This window comes from Alkalinema sp. FACHB-956 (assembly GCF_014697025.1).
In the GTDB taxonomy this organism is placed as follows: domain Bacteria; phylum Cyanobacteriota; class Cyanobacteriia; order Leptolyngbyales; family Leptolyngbyaceae; genus Alkalinema.
The window spans coordinates 1-15,833 of the sequence record NZ_JACJRC010000053.1 but is presented as its reverse complement, the minus strand read 5'-3'; the positions used below and the strand labels follow the sequence as shown (position 1 = coordinate 15,833).

Annotated in this window: 13 protein-coding genes; 7 read left to right on the top strand and 6 right to left on the bottom strand. The window is 50.2% G+C overall.

Going from position 1 to position 15,833, the window contains the following annotated elements; translation table 11 throughout:
* Window positions 1-721: 721 nt before the first annotated feature.
* The 3 genes from H6G21_RS25075 to H6G21_RS25065 all read right to left on the bottom strand — a co-directional run bounded on the left by H6G21_RS25075 (window position 722) and on the right by H6G21_RS25065 (window position 2,717).
* Window positions 722-934 carry a hypothetical protein gene (locus H6G21_RS25075; protein ID WP_190577338.1) on the bottom strand — a complete coding sequence of 71 codons (213 nt, stop codon included), beginning with the start codon at window positions 932-934 and terminating at the stop codon, window positions 722-724.
* Window positions 935-1,383: 449 nt separating this feature from the next.
* Window positions 1,384-2,061, bottom strand: coding sequence for an ATP-dependent Clp endopeptidase proteolytic subunit ClpP (gene clpP, locus H6G21_RS25070; protein ID WP_347278070.1), 678 nt, complete (start codon window positions 2,059-2,061; stop codon window positions 1,384-1,386).
* Between the two features lie 38 nt (window positions 2,062-2,099).
* Complete coding sequence (locus H6G21_RS25065) at window positions 2,100-2,717, bottom strand: L-threonylcarbamoyladenylate synthase (RefSeq protein WP_190577336.1); 618 nt, start codon at window positions 2,715-2,717, stop codon at window positions 2,100-2,102.
* 519 nt (window positions 2,718-3,236) lie between these two features.
* On the opposite strand from H6G21_RS25065, the gene egtC reads away from it, so the two are divergent.
* From egtC to H6G21_RS25040, 5 genes are all read left to right on the top strand, one after another.
* Window positions 3,237-4,016: an ergothioneine biosynthesis protein EgtC gene (gene egtC, locus H6G21_RS25060; RefSeq protein WP_190577334.1), complete on the top strand. Its 780-nt coding sequence runs from the start codon at window positions 3,237-3,239 to the stop codon at window positions 4,014-4,016.
* 7 nt (window positions 4,017-4,023) lie between these two features.
* Window positions 4,024-5,286 (top strand): SUMF1/EgtB/PvdO family nonheme iron enzyme, encoded by a 1,263-nt coding sequence (locus H6G21_RS25055; RefSeq protein WP_242042050.1) that lies wholly within the window; start codon window positions 4,024-4,026, stop codon window positions 5,284-5,286.
* 203 nt (window positions 5,287-5,489) lie between these two features.
* Window positions 5,490-6,617: an L-histidine N(alpha)-methyltransferase gene (egtD, locus tag H6G21_RS25050; protein ID WP_190577333.1), complete on the top strand. Its 1,128-nt coding sequence runs from the start codon at window positions 5,490-5,492 to the stop codon at window positions 6,615-6,617.
* 410 nt (window positions 6,618-7,027) lie between these two features.
* Window positions 7,028-7,726: a hypothetical protein gene (locus tag H6G21_RS25045; RefSeq protein ID WP_190577332.1), complete on the top strand. Its 699-nt coding sequence runs from the start codon at window positions 7,028-7,030 to the stop codon at window positions 7,724-7,726.
* 26 nt (window positions 7,727-7,752) lie between these two features.
* Window positions 7,753-8,670, top strand: a complete 918-nt coding sequence (locus H6G21_RS25040; RefSeq protein WP_190577331.1) for a sugar ABC transporter permease — start codon at window positions 7,753-7,755, stop codon at window positions 8,668-8,670.
* 74 nt (window positions 8,671-8,744) lie between these two features.
* On the opposite strand, the gene H6G21_RS25035 is transcribed toward H6G21_RS25040, so the two are convergent.
* The 3 genes from H6G21_RS25035 to H6G21_RS25030 all read right to left on the bottom strand — a co-directional run bounded on the left by H6G21_RS25035 (window position 8,745) and on the right by H6G21_RS25030 (window position 13,426).
* Window positions 8,745-11,438: an adenylate/guanylate cyclase domain-containing protein gene (locus tag H6G21_RS25035; RefSeq protein ID WP_242042049.1), complete on the bottom strand. Its 2,694-nt coding sequence runs from the start codon at window positions 11,436-11,438 to the stop codon at window positions 8,745-8,747.
* Between the two features lie 177 nt (window positions 11,439-11,615).
* Complete coding sequence (locus H6G21_RS26130; protein ID WP_277875338.1) at window positions 11,616-11,750, bottom strand: hypothetical protein; 135 nt, start codon at window positions 11,748-11,750, stop codon at window positions 11,616-11,618.
* A gap of 308 nt (window positions 11,751-12,058) precedes the next feature.
* Complete coding sequence (locus H6G21_RS25030; protein WP_190577330.1) at window positions 12,059-13,426, bottom strand: AAA-like domain-containing protein; 1,368 nt, start codon at window positions 13,424-13,426, stop codon at window positions 12,059-12,061.
* A gap of 829 nt (window positions 13,427-14,255) precedes the next feature.
* Here H6G21_RS25030 and H6G21_RS25025 point away from each other — a divergent pair.
* Complete coding sequence (locus tag H6G21_RS25025; RefSeq protein ID WP_190577329.1) at window positions 14,256-15,107, top strand: EAL domain-containing protein; 852 nt, start codon at window positions 14,256-14,258, stop codon at window positions 15,105-15,107.
* A 456-nt stretch (window positions 15,108-15,563) separates the two neighbouring features.
* Complete coding sequence (locus H6G21_RS25020; protein ID WP_190577328.1) at window positions 15,564-15,710, top strand: response regulator; 147 nt, start codon at window positions 15,564-15,566, stop codon at window positions 15,708-15,710.
* Window positions 15,711-15,833 lie beyond the last annotated feature (123 nt).

The following is a 15,833-nucleotide window of genomic DNA, read 5'->3' as shown; positions in this document are numbered from 1 at the left end:
ACAATGAGTTTGATTAACTGAAGCATTGGTTAGATCGATCTCTTTTGATCTATGAGCTAGCTGAGCTCACGTTACACTTAGAGCTTAACTTTCATTAGATCTTGTCCAAACACTTGGGTCCACCGCAGTCGATCGCGGAGCTACCTTTGATAATGTGTGATAGATAATGTGGTTACCGAGTCCACTAAAGATTAAAGATGTGGGAGATTAAAGATGCGGGCGGTGGGTAATGCACCGTAAATCTGAATACTCCCGTTATTAATTTCTAGAGTATCACCAGCGTTAAGACTAATTATAATTGCAATTATTTTGGTTATTACCTAAAACAAAAACGTTGGCTAAGGGGCAGGTCAAATAGACGATGCCTCACAGCCAGATCGTTCCACGACGGAGTTGGGCGATTTATGCAGCGATCGCAGGGCAGTTTTGAAATTGCTATGCGAGAGAATTGAGAATGAAGAATATTGAATGAGAATTGAGGAAGGGGAGATCGAGGAAATTACCATTAGTGTCGGATACAAATAGCAATTAATTCAGCAATGCTTAAGTAAACGCTATCGGCGGTTGATCTAAAAGATGACTGTAATTTGCTACAGACCTAGTAACCCGCTACAGACCCAGAAACCAACTATGGCCTAGGCCGTAGCGGGTTGCATCCGCTTTACCAACGGCGTTTTTGCCGACGGCGTTTTTACCAATGGCGTTTTTACCAATGGCGTTTTTACCAATGGCGTTGCAGAACGCTGACCCATTCACCCTCTATCCCAGGAACAGGCATGGGTTTCCCCCAGTAAACCCTATCCACAAACCCAATCGAATGCAATTGGTTGATGATGGACTGTACCGTTTCCTTTGTCCCGAAAAGCTGTAACCGAAAGTATGGACGAAACCGTTCGATCGAGCGATCGCGATCGTCGCTAGAACCTTGAGACATTTTGCGCTTCTCCTGTTGCATGTTGGAAGAAAGCCCAAAAATTTAGAGCCACCCCGTTTGACATCACAAACAAGAGTGGCTCGGTCAGATGTTAAAATCCTCATCAAGCCTCCTTGCTGCTTCTCCAGCGAGGGGGAATAGCTACCCGGAGTTGGTGGTACAACAAAGGGTAGTGCCCTAAATTTTCAGGATCCCAGCGGCTCCATGCTTCATGCCAAACCGTCTTACGAAAGAAGGATGTCCATGCAACCGCTCTGACAAACCAGACTACGAGTCAACCAGTGGCCATGTCAATCCGTAGTTTATAAATTAGTTGATGTATCATCGGGCACCCGTACAACGCGATCGATCCGCACAGCAAAATCCCCACGCCTAGGAGTCAACCTGGGGTGGGGATTTAGAACTGACTTAGAACTCGTTTTGGAGATCGTTAGGCGATCGGGAAAGCCCTACTGAACCAGCGTCGGTTGGGACGCAGAGGGTTGCCGACGAATCACTTGGTCAATTAGTCCGTATTCCTTTGCTTCCTCAGCGGACATGAAAAAGTCGCGCTCGGTGTCTTCTTGGATCTTGGACAGGGGCTGGCCAGTATGACCCGCCAGGAGTTCGTTGAGGCGGGACTTGATGTAAAGGATTTCCTTGGCTTGGATTTCAATATCCGTCGCTTGACCTTGGGCACCGCCGAGGGGCTGGTGGATCATGATGCGAGAGTGGGGCAAGCTCATGCGTTTCCCATGGGTTCCGGCGCTGAGGAGGAAAGCTCCCATACTGGCTGCAAAGCCGACGCAGATGGTGCAAACGTCCGGGCGCAGTTGTTTAATGGTGTCGTAAATGCCCATCCCAGCGGATACAGAGCCACCGGGGGAGTTGATGTAGAGGTAGATATCTTTTTCAGGATCCTCAGACTCTAGGAACAGCAGTTGCGCCACAATCAGGTTGGCAACCTCCGCATCTACAGCGGAACCCAGAAAAACAATACGTTCGCGCAACAGACGCGAGTAAATGTCAAAGGCGCGTTCCCCGCGACCGGATTGTTCAATTACGGTTGGAATCATGGCGTCTCTCTCGCGATCGTTGAACTGTTCTCTATTGTAGCGAGGGAGGGGAGTTTGGGGGCGTAGAGGAATGCGGGATTCCCGATCCGATGGGAAGCAAACGCTGGAAGTTAGGACTGGATGGGAACTACGATCGCACCTTGGCGCAGGACTTCCCAGGTGGTGCCTGTCCAGCGGATGACCGTGGAGGGAATGCCGGAAGCCGTCAGATCGGCGGGGGTGGCTTGCAGTTCAGCGAGTGCGTCTGGGGAAGGCAGAAACACCTCGGGGAATTCCTGGGCGATCGTGGTGAGATCCAGCAGGGCCGGTTGACCGGATTTATTCACGCTGGTGGTCGCCAGGGGACCAGTTTGACGCAGAATCGATCGGGCGACGGTATTATCGGGCACTCGGACGCCGATCGTGCCAGGGCTGCGGGGATTCATCTGCGGAGGCACGCGATCGCTGGCGGGTAGCACCAGGGTAAGGGCACCGGGGAAGTAGTGCTCCATGGTTTGCTGCCAGGTGGCGCGATCGGTCTCGGAGCCTAGCAGATAGGGCCAGAGATCATCCATGTCCCCAGCCATGAGGATCAAGGGTTTGTCAAAACTACGTTCCTTGGCTTGGTAGATCAAGGGGGCTGCTTCGGGTTTGGCAGCGAGGGCTGGAACGGTATCCGTGGGGAAGCTGAGGAGGTGTTGACCCGATCGGGCCGCTTCAAGGAAGGCAGAAAGTGCGACAGAAGGCATGGGGATGTAAAATATCAATAAATCAACTCATAAGTCATCATTTTAGCGAACGTTAAGAACAACGACAAATAGACAATTCTAATAATGGTGAATGACTGGGACTAATGATTCAGAATTTAGTCTTATTGTTTTTGATTTGAATCAATTCACAAAATTGCCAAACAAATCAATTGTGATGAATTTCAACTAATCGGAAATTTGAAAATCACGACCCCTCTCAACGTAGGATGGATTTCCCCATAACAAAACGTATCCGCCCTCGATCACTGACCAGCCGCCGATCGTGCTATGAACTACGTAACACCCAAAAAGGTGGAGCGCAGGGCTATTCTATCAGGGTGGCTAGCGGGAATGGGAAATTTGTGTGGGCCAAGGAAGGGATCGGGCATAGAGCTTGGCAACCCCGCCATCTTCCAGAACACGGCATTAGGAACAAGGGCAAAAACGATCGGCAACTTGCTGGAACCTGTGTCAAGATGGGAAACAATCCCTTACACTTCCACCGTTCCCTGTGCCCCTATGTGCCGAATTCTGGGTTACCTAGGCGAACCTGTCCAACTGGATCAACTCCTGCTCGAACCCGACCACTCCTTGATGGTGCAGAGTTACCAACCCAAGGAAATGACCGCTGGTTTACTCAATGCCGATGGGTTTGGAGTCGGGTGGTACCATGCAACCAAAGCTGCCGAACCCTACACCTATCGCAGCATCCAGCCCATTTGGAGCGACTTGAATTTAGCGAACCTCAGCCGCTATGTGGAATCGGGCTGCATTCTTGCCAATGTCCGCAGCGCCACCCCCGGCCTTGCGGTGGATCTCAGCAACTGCCAGCCCTTCCAATCCGGCAATCTTCTCTTCGTTCACAACGGCTACATCGAGCAATTTCGCCAAACCCTCTATCGCCCTATCCGAGATCGCCTCTCCGATCGGGCCTACCAATCCATCCACGGCCTCACCGATTCCGAACATATTTTTGCGCTATTTCTCGATGCATTCTCAGTCAGCGCTAATCTAACGGATGCATTAACCCATACATTGAAAGAACTGGTGCAATTGAGCCAGGATCACAACACCCATTTTTCTGCCAATATCATCATCAGCGATGGTCAACAAATGGTGGCCTCTCGCTATGCCAGTCGGGCGATCGTGCCCACCCTCTATTGGCTCCAGGAAAAAAAGGCAACTTTGATTGCTTCAGAACCTTGCCATGCAGGGGATTGGCAAGCTTTAGATGAATTGAGTGTATTAACCATTAACCATGATCGATCGATGGCTACCGCATCCCTCAATCTCCTGTAAACCACCATTGGGATTTTCCACCGAAGCAGGGGTCACTCCGGAATCCCTGCGACAATGGTTCCGGCAATCCATGGAACAATGCCGATCGCTGACGTTGCAACTGTTTGAGGCCATCGATCGGGAAACGCTATGTTGCTATGCCCACCCAGACTTTAGCCCGATCGGGTGGCACTTGGGTCACATTGGCTACACTGAAGCCCTGTGGATTTTGGAACAGCTGGCGCAACAACCGCGACCCTGGCCAGAATTACGGCGACTCTATGCCCAGGATGGTTTACCCAAGCGCGATCGCGTCCATTTACCGGACTTACCCGACATTTTGGCCTACCTGCAAACCATTCGCGATCGGGTCTTTGCCTATCTCGACCAAGCCCCGGTTACGGAACAGGCTCGTCTCTGGCATTTCCTGCTGCAACATGAAAGCCAACATTGCGAAACGATCGCCATTATTCTCGCTCTCCAGGGCCAAGGATTTCGATCGCGCCCACCGCTGACAGCAGCATCCAACCTATTCCCTAAGCAGGTAACAATTCCCGCAGGCCCATTTGCCATGGGACTCGATGGCCCCCAAGTGATCGACAACGAATCGCCCCGCCATTGGGTTGATCTGCCGGATTACAGCATTGACGCCTATCCCGTCACCCAAGGGCAATACCGCGCATTTATCGAATCCGGTGGATACCAACGATCGGAGTTCTGGCATCCCGACGGCTGGCAATGGTTGCAAACGCAAGCCCAAACAGCCCCGATCGCCCAACCCCGTTACTGGGTAGACAATCCGGCCTACGACTGCCATCCCGTCTGCGGGGTCAGTTGGTACGAAGCCGATGCCTATGCCCGATTTACGGGTCAACGCCTGCCCACGGAAGCGGAATGGGAAAAAGCCGCCAATTGGGATGGGGTTAAGGGAGTCAGTCGATCGTTTCCCTGGGGGGAAGCTTGGCCAACGGGCGATCGGGCCAACCACAGCCACCACTTTGCTAACACCACGCCAGTTAACCAATTCCAGGCATCCCAGAGCGCTGGGGGCTGTGTTGACTTACTGGGGAATGTGTGGGAATGGACGAGTTCCTGGTTCGATGGCTATGGCGGGTTTGAGCCGTTCCCCTATCGCGGCTATTCCCAAGCCTACTTCGACCAAGCCCACCGGGTACTCAAAGGCGGCAGTTGGGCCACCCGCCCCTGGGCCATGCGCAATTCCTTCCGCAATTGGTACCACCCTTGGGTACGGGAAATCTTTGCAGGCTTCCGTTGTGTGCGCGATCGCTAATTTGGCGCGATCGATCGCTTGCCCCAATTACTGCCACAACTTACTGCTCCAATCCCTAACGTTAACGGTCATTTAACCGATCGACAATCCTGGGTCATCCGGTTCAATTCTCAGCCCTGGCTCAGATTCCTTTCAGGCAAGGATTAGAACATTTGTGCGAGAATGGGCGGACATGAACGGATGATGCATGAGGTAAAAAGACCATGACTGCTGTTTCCACGAATCAAACACCCCATTCCCAATCGGAACACCATCACCCAAATTACGCACCGACAAACCATGGGGCAGAACCAGGAACAACAGCATTCGGGACGCTAGCCCCCGATCGTGCATTCGATTTCACGCTGGGCGATCGTATTCAGATTCACCATCTCATTTGTGCAGTGCAACCCACGGAGGCCGAAGGGCAAGACGTGATCCAAGGGCTGACCCAAACGCCAAAGACCTTACCCCCCCGCTATTTTTACGATGAGCAAGGGTCACAACTCTTTGAGCAAATTTGCGATCTACCAGAATATTACTTAACCCGTACGGAAACCACCATTTTTAAAACCTGTGCGGATGCGATCGCGGCCAAAACCGGAGCCTGCGAAATTGTTGAACTGGGCAGCGGCAGTTCCACCAAAACACGGTTGCTGTTGGATGCCTACGAACAAGCCCAACTGCCCCTCATCTATTGCCCGATCGATGTCAGTGCCAGCATTCTAGAACTCAGCGCCCAAGCTTTGATCCAAGACTATTCTACCCTGCACATTCAAGGACTCGTCGGCACCTACGAATTGGCGTTGCAACAACTGCCGCCCAATCCCCTGCCCCAGCGCATGATTTGTTTCATCGGCAGCACCTTGGGAAACTTAAATCCCCAGGACTGTGATCACTTCCTCGATCGCGTCACCCAAGCCCTGGTTCCCGGTGACTTTTTCCTACTCGGCGTGGATCTACAAAAACCGATCTCCATTCTGGAAGCGGCCTATAACGATCGGCAGGGCGTCACCGCAGAATTTAACCTCAATATGCTGCGCCACCTGAATCGCCGCTTTGACGGGAACTTCGACCTCAGCCAATTCCGGCACCGTGCGATCTACAACCCCAACCTGCACCAGATCGAAATGCACCTGGAAAGCTTGGTCGATCAAACCGTGACCTTACGGAGCCTGGATCTGACGATCGCGTTCAGCGCTGGCGAAACCATCCTGAGCGAAATTTCCCGCAAATTTAACCTCACCCCCCTGACGCAGCAGCTAGCCACCAAGGGCCTCGTCGCCCTCGAAACTTGGATGGATGCCCAGCAATGGTTCGGGGTGATGCTTTGCCAGTACCGCAGCGCGTAAGGCTGGAGCCGATCGCCGCAAAGTTGCACGCCGCAAAGTTGCACGCCGCAAAGTTTCCCCCTCGAAAAATTTCACTTTATTTCCCATTTTTATTTCCCATTGAGGGGTGCCAAATTTAAAACTGCGGCTATCATATGGTTCGAGTGTTTTCTTTTTCAGACTCTGCACTATAATGCGGTGGCTGACTTGAAGTTTGCCTGGATTGCGTCACATTTTTGGTCAAAGTCCATGATTTAGAGAAGGCCCATCGTTTAAAACTCGTCAATTTAACTCGTTTTAACTTGCACTCGTTTTAATTGGCACTGGTTTTAACTTGCACTCGTTTTAACTGGTGAAGTGGCTGCAAAGTCTAGGTTTTGGCGTATTGAGCGATCGCACAACCCATTCAATCCAGAGGTAGAGCAAAGGCAATGAGTGATACAACATCCTTCCTAGGAGGAGCAGCGCTAGCCGGTTTAGCCGCGTTAATTGTGATGCGGGGCGGAATTACGATCGGGGCACCCAACCTGTCTTCTCCCCAAATCCCCCAATTTCCCCAAATGTCCCTCGGCAATAATGGGATCACTCCTGGTAACAGCCCACTCCCCTTGCCCCCCGTGACAAATCCAGCCTCCACCAATGCAACCGTGGGGCGCGGTGGCGATAGTGACTATGAAAAAGCCAAGTGGGATATTAAGCTGGAGAGCCTCAAGGCCCAGGTTGAGCAGCAGCAAGCCCAACTCCGCAGCCAACAGGCGGTGATTGATACCCTTACCGCCCAACTCAAAACGGCCTCCATTCAACCCCCGCAACCCGTGGCCACTGCTCCGGTGCCCCAGCCGATGCCGTCTCCCAGCGCCGCCGATCAAGCAACGACTTCGGTTATTTCGGGATTACCTTGGGCCTTGGGGGGCATGATGCTGACCTTTGGGGGCGGGATCGCCCTAGTTGGCATGTTTACGCTCTTGTCCCGGCAGAACCGGCCCCGTACAATTGAGGTGGTTCACGATGACTATCCTCTCTATCTGCCTCCCTCTGCCCCCACGGCGGCGACTTCGTCTCGGCGTCGGGTTCAGGTGTTGCCCCCTCGGCGTGCCATCAAGCGGGTGGTAGAAGTGGATGAGGATTAATCCTTCTGCGGCACTTTTTTGAATCAATGACTTTTGTGAAAAGCGATGTCCAACGCGATCGCGGGCGTTACCTCCTCAAGGGGCTGACGCCTTATTTGTTTTTGCTCCCGGCACTGACCATGCTGGGGCTGACAGTGTTTTATCCCGCTCTGCAAGCCCTGTACTACAGTTTTACGCAGTACGATCTGATCGGTGATCCCCAGTGGGTGGGCCTGAAGAATTTTCAGCGCTTGCTCCGGGATGAAATTTTTTGGCGATCGCTGCGCAATACCCTGCTCTACTTAATGGGGGTGGTGCCGTTGTTGGTGACGCTGCCGCTGGGGCTGGCGATTTTAGTCAATCAGAAATTACGCGGCGTACAGTGGTTTCGGGTGGCCTACTACACACCGGTGGTGATTTCGATGGTGGTGGCGGGGATTGCCTGGAAGTGGCTGTATTCCAGCAATGGGCTACTGAACCAAGCCTTACAAGCCCTGGGAATTCCGGCGATCGGCTGGCTGACGGATGCCCACCAAGCCCTCTGGAGTGTCATGGCGGTGACGGTGTGGAAAGGGCTGGGCTACTACATGGTGATCTATCTGGCAGGGCTCCAAGCGATTCCTGCGGATCTGTATGAAGCAGCCGCGATCGATGGTTCCGACGGTTGGCGCAAGCACTGGGATATCACACTGCCGTTAATGCGTCCTTATTTGCTGCTGGTGTCGGTGATTTCTGCGATTTCCGCCACCAAAGTGTTTGAAGAAGTCTTCATCATGACCAATGGGGGGCCAAATAATGCGTCTTCTACGGTGGTGTTGTATGTGTATAACCAAGCGTTTCAGCAGTTGAATATTAGCTATGGTTGTACGATCGGGCTGGTGATCTTTTTACTGATTCTGGTCCTGTCGCTCCTACGATTGGGCGTTGAAAAAATAACGCGGGATGAAACGCCAGCAACGTTGTAGTGAACCCCTATGAGTTGACTGGCCAGGGCAGGGGACTCAACGCCCCCGTCATCCCTGAAAGTATTCATTGGGGATTATTTTTCCGTAAGAATCCAAGCCCCGCTCCAATCATCCGGGGGCGGATTGGTGAGCCAATGGCGACAGCGTTCAATGTGCAAAGCCGCTGCTTGGTCAAACCGATCGAGTTCCAGCACCGCCGCAAATTGCCCGATCGCCTGGGCAAACTTGCGTTGTAGATAAAACGCCCGCGCCCGGTGGTAATGATCAATCACCCGGTGCTGTTGATCGGAAATCGGATCGGAAGCTAAGCCAATCAATTCATAGATCGCCACAGGGTGACTCTTCCCTTTGACCCGAATAAAGTCTAACTCCCGTGCCCAAATGCGATCGGCGCAGGGACGGTAAGTGCTTTCGCTAATCACAATGTCGGTGCCATAGAGCTTACTGGTGCTTTCCAACCGGGAGCCCAGGTTGACCCCATCCCCGATCGCCGTAAACTCCATGCGCTTACTCGAACCAATATTGCCACTAATCACCGTATCCGAGTTGATGCCAATCCCAATGCGAATCTCCGGTTGATTTCGACCCGCCCGCCTTTGGTTAAATTCCACCAATCGCTGCCGCATTTCGATCGCTGTTTGTACAGCCATCCATTGGTGTTCTAACAAAGGCAACGGCGAACCGAATACCGCCATGATGGCATCACCGATGTATTTATCCAAAATTCCCTTATGGACAAATACGGCTTCCACCATCACTTCAAAATATTCATTCAGCATTTCCACCACTTCCTCCGCCGTCAGGCTTTCGGTCAAGGTGGTATAGCTGCGAATATCGGAAAACAGCACGGATACTTCCTTGCGATCGCCCCCCATCTTGGCGGCATCCGGATTATCCAGAATCTGCTCTGCCAGTTCCTGGGTCATGTAGCGATACATCGTGCTTTTCAGCCGTTTTGCATCACTAATATCATCCATGACCACCAACACTCCCCGCACGTAATTGGGATCGTCGGGGGAAGCGATCGTATTAATGGCTAAATTAACACTACGGTATTCACTCCCGGATAAGGGCATCAGGGTTTGATCGGGATAATACTGTTGACGCTCCTTGGGAATGCTGGGATTGGAGGCAGCATGGAACCAACGATGGAAATTCCCCCGTTCAATATGCAGCAAATCGGTAATGTTTTGGCCTTCCAGCGCAGCTCGCTCATTGAATCCTAAAAGACGTTTTGCACTTTCGTTGGCGGCAATAATCTTGCCTTCCCGATCGGCGGAGATCACCCCATTGGACAGCGATCGCAAAATATCCCGTTGCAGTTGAGCCTGTTGTTTGACGGTTTCAAACAACTGCGCATTTTGCAGCGCTACCCCTGCTTGGATATTGAACGTCTGCATAAAATCCTGATCGCTCTGATGAAAGCTGGCGCGCCAACATTCCGGAGCCTGGGGCCAAGTTTTAGGGTCATAGGGTGCATAGTCCCCTTGTTTGCGTTTGTTGACTAGTTGCGTCACCCCAATTAGATTGCCATCGGCATTCCGCACTGGCATACAGAGCAGACTACAGGTGCGATATCCCGTCGCCTGATCGGTTTGTTTAGCCGTCTCTGCCCCTACATGATCATACAAATCAAAGGGAATATTAATCGTTTCCCCCGTGGCGGCCACTTGTCCTGCAAAGCCTGTGCCAATGGGAATCCGCACTTCTTTTTGAGTCCCATCCGCTAGGGGAATGCGCGTCCAAATTTCCTCCGTATCCCGATCGATCAACCACAGGGTACTGCGATCGGCGTGCATTAGATGCTGGGCTTCATGCATGACCCGGTTGAGGGTTTCATCCAGATCTAAGCGACTTTGCCCCAGGGAATGGGTGGCCATCATTAACGAATGGGCAGCCCGCTGTTTTTGTGCCGCAATGTAGAACGATCGCGAGGATTCCAAAATCAGCCGAATGCAAGGAGCAAATTCCTCAAACAGTTGTTCATCTGCATCGGTGAATCCCCGGAGATCAATACGCTGCTCTAAGGATAAAGACGCAGACGCCATGGAAGACGGTTGCAATTTATTGATTAACTGCACCACGGCCACCAAATTGCCCACTTCGTTCAGCAGGGGCAAGGTCAACATCGTATAGGTGCGATAGCCCGTCTGCTTGTACTGCAACTTGGCTTGGTGCGATCGGGGATCATCAAACACATCGAAGGGAATATTCACCGATCGCTTACTGGTTGCCACTTCTCCGGCAATGCCCTGATTCGCAGGAAACCGAATTTCTCGATTCCGTCCATCCGCACTGGAAACGAGGGTGGTGTAGAGTTCATTTTTGGCTTCATCTAATAGATAGATGGTTGTGCGATCGGCATTCAGCAGTTCCCCAGTTTTTTGGGTAATGGACGTTAGCATTTCCTCCAGAATGGAGTCAAACCCCTGCATATCCAACAAAGATAGGGTTTGATTGACGATGCGCAATTTCTGTTCCACATCATGAACCACTTCGCGAAAGCGATCGGCTGTTAAAGGATCCAAAAATGAAGCAAAACTGTGCCGCGCAGAAACGAGGGACGATTCCTCTCGAATCTTGGGACGATCGGGATCGAACGGCAACTCAATAATGGAAAGATCAGCAATCTCGTTGAGAGATAAGGCTTCAACCTCTGACTCGATCGTAGCAGCAGCAGCAATCGGTTCAGGTAGATGCAAATTCGGCTCATTCATAGAAACTGGATACGCCGAGAAGGGCGCGAACAACCAAATGTTGGAGGACATAAATCATGACGTTTCCCTGGGGCGATCATTTGAATTGATTACCAGTTACAAAGACTGGAAGATGCATAAACCCTGATGTCCATAACGAATGTCCATCACCCATCGAGAGAGAAACTACAGAAATTTTCAACTACTCCTAAAGTACCCAACCCACCGATGCCGGTATCTATCCAACTGTTAGAAAGTTTCCAATCGTTGGAAGGCAGGGCGAACATTCAGTAATTCTGCGGGCAGGCCGATCGGGAATTCTGTGGGCAGCCCGATCGGGCGAAGCTGTTCCGTCTTCGCCTTGGTTGATCCAGTATCAAACAAATGAACTACACCAATTGACTGAGCAAATTGACTGAGCAAATTGACTGAGCAAATTGACTGAGCAAATTGACTGAGCAAATTGACTGAGCAAATTGACTGAGCAAATTGACTGAGCAAATTGACTGAGCAAATTGACTGAGCAAATTGACTGCCTAAAATCCAGATGAGTGAGGGCTATTGCTTCAACCCTTTGGCAACTTAATGCTTCAGTCACTGAGTATTTCTAGTCACTGAGTATTTCTAGTCACTGAGTATTTCTAGTTACTGAGTATTTCTAGTTACTGAGTATTTCTAGTCACTGAGCATTTTTAGTAACTCAGTATTTTTTCAAAAAACCGCTGATAGAGTTGGCAGAAAGGGATCGATCGCTGTTCCTGGAAACGAATTAAGCCCACTCCGTATAATTTACTGGCGATCGTGGGATACAGTTCAACCCCGTTAGGTGTCAAAACCACTTGGCGCATCGCCTCTTTCAAATCCGCCATACTTTCTAGATAATGTAACTGCTGATTGAAGTGGCTCTGGAAAATGCTGTCCGGCGCGATCGCAGTACGCAGCAAATCTTCCAAACTCAGCTTACCGGTTCCTAAATGAAATAAAGCCAATTGTGTTAAAAAGGGATGACCGCCCAAAAGCTCAACAAGTTCTAGCGCACAGGACTCGACCGCAGTAATTCCGTAGCGCAGAACTAGGGTTTGCACCTGGGGCAAAGTAAATTCAGGCAGGTCAATCATCACCCCGACATTGAAGGGGGATTGGTGCACGTTCAGAGTTAGAAAAATCTCGGTGGAGTAGATCAAGATAAACCGCAATTTTTGCCAAGCTTGGTTGTGGGTGGGATTATGGCGCGATCGTTCATACCAAGCCCGTACCAGCGCAAAAAAATCCGTTGCGATCTCTGGGTATGGAAACAGCACATTAATTTCATCCAAGACAATTAATAGGGGCTGCTCAGATCCGGCTAGCAGATAATTTTCAAAGTAGTCGTCACAGCTATAGCTACTTCCAAACAGGGGATTCCAAAATGCATCTAAGCGATTCGGGACACCCAAACAACGACTCAAGGCCGCACAAAACCATTGCAGAAAGCGATCCAATTCACTAAAAATTTGCCGATCGGCCATCTGGAGGCTCAGGACGGCGGTTCGGAAGGCGTGCTCGGAAGCATGGCTGATGGCTTTGGCTGCAAGGGAGGTTTTGCCAAACTGTCGAGGGGCTTTGATTCTAATCAAGGAGCCGGGTTGCATCATTTCCCGAAAAATAATATTTTCCGCAGGTGGACGGAAAATATAGAACGGCGAATCCGGGGGTAACTGCCCTGTCAGCCATGTTTGAGGCGGGGCCAAGGGACTACTCGACTCATTCTCAATCTCAGCAATATAATCATTGGCTTCGAGATTAATATTCAGAGATTGAAAATAGGTTTGCAGCGTTAAGACATCCACCGGTTTTTGCCGTTGGCGAACCTTGGTTAGTGTCTTTGTACTCAGGCCACTCCGATCGCTGAGCTGTTCAAGCGTCAACGGTTTACCAGCATTTTCCTGCAACGCAACCTTGGCCTCTGCTGCTTGGATCCGTTGCCAGCCTTGAATACTGAGAAGAACGCCTCGTTTACGCTTTTGGGAAAGGGATGTCAGTGAATCGAGATCAGAAGGATCGTTAGAGGAATTCATCATGGATAAAAACTAGCAATCAGGAAACGATATAGAGCCTAGTAGAGCCTATTTGAAATCTATGGTTAGAGCTTTGATTCTGCAAGGCTTTGAGCCAAATTCGAGAATCCATCTTAAAAATGAGCTCTCAGGATGGATTACAGCAACAATTCCCGATGGATTCTATCCAAAACAGTCAGTTGTTTAAGCCTTATCTTGAGTCATTTTGAGTCATTTTGAGTCATTGGACTGATTCTACAGGTAGGTTCCCAATCCAATCTCACCTTCTTTAACTTTCCCTTGAAACGAACTAAATTTCCGACTAAACATTCCATCAGGGATGGTACTCTCAATAGCAACATGCGATATTGTTTATGAGAGGAAAATATGCATACTTGCTTAGTCTGTGTTGAATTCTCTCAGGTATCTAGCAATCTACATCCAGTGTGACATTGAAATGATGTCACGCTTTTACTCTTATAGAACTAATGTCAGTGTAGGCTCGAGTTCCATGAAATATCGTCAATCCTAGCTTTTATTGTGAGGTGTAAAGCATCTATATTTCGTTGGCTCTCTACAGTTCCCTTGCTCAATTAGCCAACTGAGCGGAGTCTAGACTGGGTAGTAGCAATATTTTTTTTAATGGCAACTTTTTGTAGTCATCTGGAGTCATTGCCATTAGAGTCATTGCAAGTAGAGTTATTTCCACTAGAGTAATTGCCCTCTATGACAAGCATTGGACGCTTCTCCTCCAATCTGCTTTGGGAGTAGGACTGTACTGACGTTTTCGGCCAGCTTTCTAGTCGTCGTTCTTTTCAATGTTCCTTCATGGTTGGGACTTTCCCCTAGGTATATGTCTCAGTTTGTTGCTCACCCAGAAGCATTCACCGTTTCTCGTCCACGAGACTTCAGCCATTTGTCCCAGGATGGAGACGCGAGTCTGTGGCAGTCGATTCACAATGGTGAATTTAAACTGTACTATCAGCCGATCGTGCACTTGCTAACAGGAGCCGTTCATGGCCTGGAGGTACTGTTGCGCTGGAACCATCCTGTACAGGGGTTGTTGGCTCCCACTGAGTTTCTGCCGGTGATGGAACAGACGGGATCCCTGTTGCGGCTCGATCGTTGGGTGTTGCGATCGGCCTGTCAACAGCTAAGACAATGGCAGATGCAGGGGGTTGTCAATAGCGATTTTTTTATTAGCGTCAATTTTTCTGCGAGTCAATTTGAGCAGCCTGATTTACTGCCATACTTCAAAGTCGTGTTAGACGAAACACAACTGCTTCCCCGATCGCTTAAGGTAGAAATTACTGAAAGCAAAATGATGCAAAACCTGCCAGTTGTAGTGAAAAATTTACAGGCCCTCCAACAACTTCAGGTGCAAATTAGTCTAGATGATTTTGGGACGGGGTATTCTTCGCTGAGCTATCTCCATCAGTTGCCGATCGACACCCTCAAGTTAGACAGTTCTTTTTTGTCACATTTACAAGATACTCCCATTAAGCTCAAGCTTTTGACTGCGATCGTGCAAATGAGTCAAACCCTGGGGTTACCGTTAGTCGCAGAAGGGATTGAAACCAAGGGTCAACTGGCCCAACTCAAGTTGTTAGGGTGTGAGTTTGGTCAAGGATACTGGTTTCAAGTGCCCAGAGAAGCTGAGGTCATCACCGATTATTTAACATACTGCGGCCACAGGCTACCTTAGCTTACGGCTAGCGCGTTAGATAGCATACAGCTAGAGCATTAGCGTACAGCTAGAGCGTAGATCGGGAGTCACTTTCTGTCGCACACAGCGCCATTGAGCATCGCCTTTCAAGAGAATTGTCAATGACTCCCCCTCATTTTGTATTTTGGGTGAGATCCCAATGGATAGAGCGCACCAACCCGTTTGAGTAATCAGATCTTCCAAGCTTATTCTTCCACCGTTGAGTATTCGCTGCCTACTCCGCTGGCCTCCGACTTCAAACAACCACAGATCCCATAGTGGACTCTATAAGATTCACCATCCTTCTTAAGATTCACAATTCTCCACAACATTCACAATTAAAGTGATTAGGATGAACATTATAGAGGAGTAAAGTTGCAGTTCACGGCATTGCAACGGACGGCATCAGGCTGATTAATTTCAGGAAACGTTGGATGACAACTTGTAGGATTCAAAATGAGAATTTTGCTAGTTGAAGACGATCGAATCGTTGCTGATAGGCTAGACTCTATCCTCACCGATCATCACTTTTCGGTGAAGACGACGACCTGTGGCACAGCAGCCCTCGATCTTGTCCAAATGGAAGCCTATGATCTGATGTAACTACTCAGGCTGAGGTTCAAGCGACACAGGATGTCCCGAGAACAATGCAACGAGAGCCTCTAAAAGATTGATATGCTGCTTGCGCAAGGTGGATAAATAGCCCCGAATACGACAGAACATGCG

Bases quoted from the DNA above. Each gene is read 5' to 3' on its own strand.
- H6G21_RS25075 (WP_190577338.1), bottom strand. From the start codon at position 934: ATGTCTCAAGGTTCTAGCGACGATCGCGATCGCTCGATCGAACGGTTT.
- H6G21_RS25035 (WP_242042049.1), bottom strand. From the start codon at position 11,438: ATGTCCTCCAACATTTGGTTGTTCGCGCCCTTCTCGGCGTATCCAGTT.
- H6G21_RS25030 (WP_190577330.1), bottom strand. From the start codon at position 13,426: ATGATGAATTCCTCTAACGATCCTTCTGATCTCGATTCACTGACATCC.
- H6G21_RS25065 (WP_190577336.1), bottom strand. From the start codon at position 2,717: ATGCCTTCTGTCGCACTTTCTGCCTTCCTTGAAGCGGCCCGATCGGGT.
- H6G21_RS25025 (WP_190577329.1), top strand. From the start codon at position 14,256: ATGTCTCAGTTTGTTGCTCACCCAGAAGCATTCACCGTTTCTCGTCCA.
- H6G21_RS25040 (WP_190577331.1), top strand. From the start codon at position 7,753: ATGACTTTTGTGAAAAGCGATGTCCAACGCGATCGCGGGCGTTACCTC.
- H6G21_RS25020 (WP_190577328.1), top strand. From the start codon at position 15,564: ATGAGAATTTTGCTAGTTGAAGACGATCGAATCGTTGCTGATAGGCTA.
- egtC (WP_190577334.1), top strand. From the start codon at position 3,237: ATGTGCCGAATTCTGGGTTACCTAGGCGAACCTGTCCAACTGGATCAA.
- egtD (WP_190577333.1), top strand. From the start codon at position 5,490: ATGACTGCTGTTTCCACGAATCAAACACCCCATTCCCAATCGGAACAC.
- H6G21_RS25045 (WP_190577332.1), top strand. From the start codon at position 7,028: ATGAGTGATACAACATCCTTCCTAGGAGGAGCAGCGCTAGCCGGTTTA.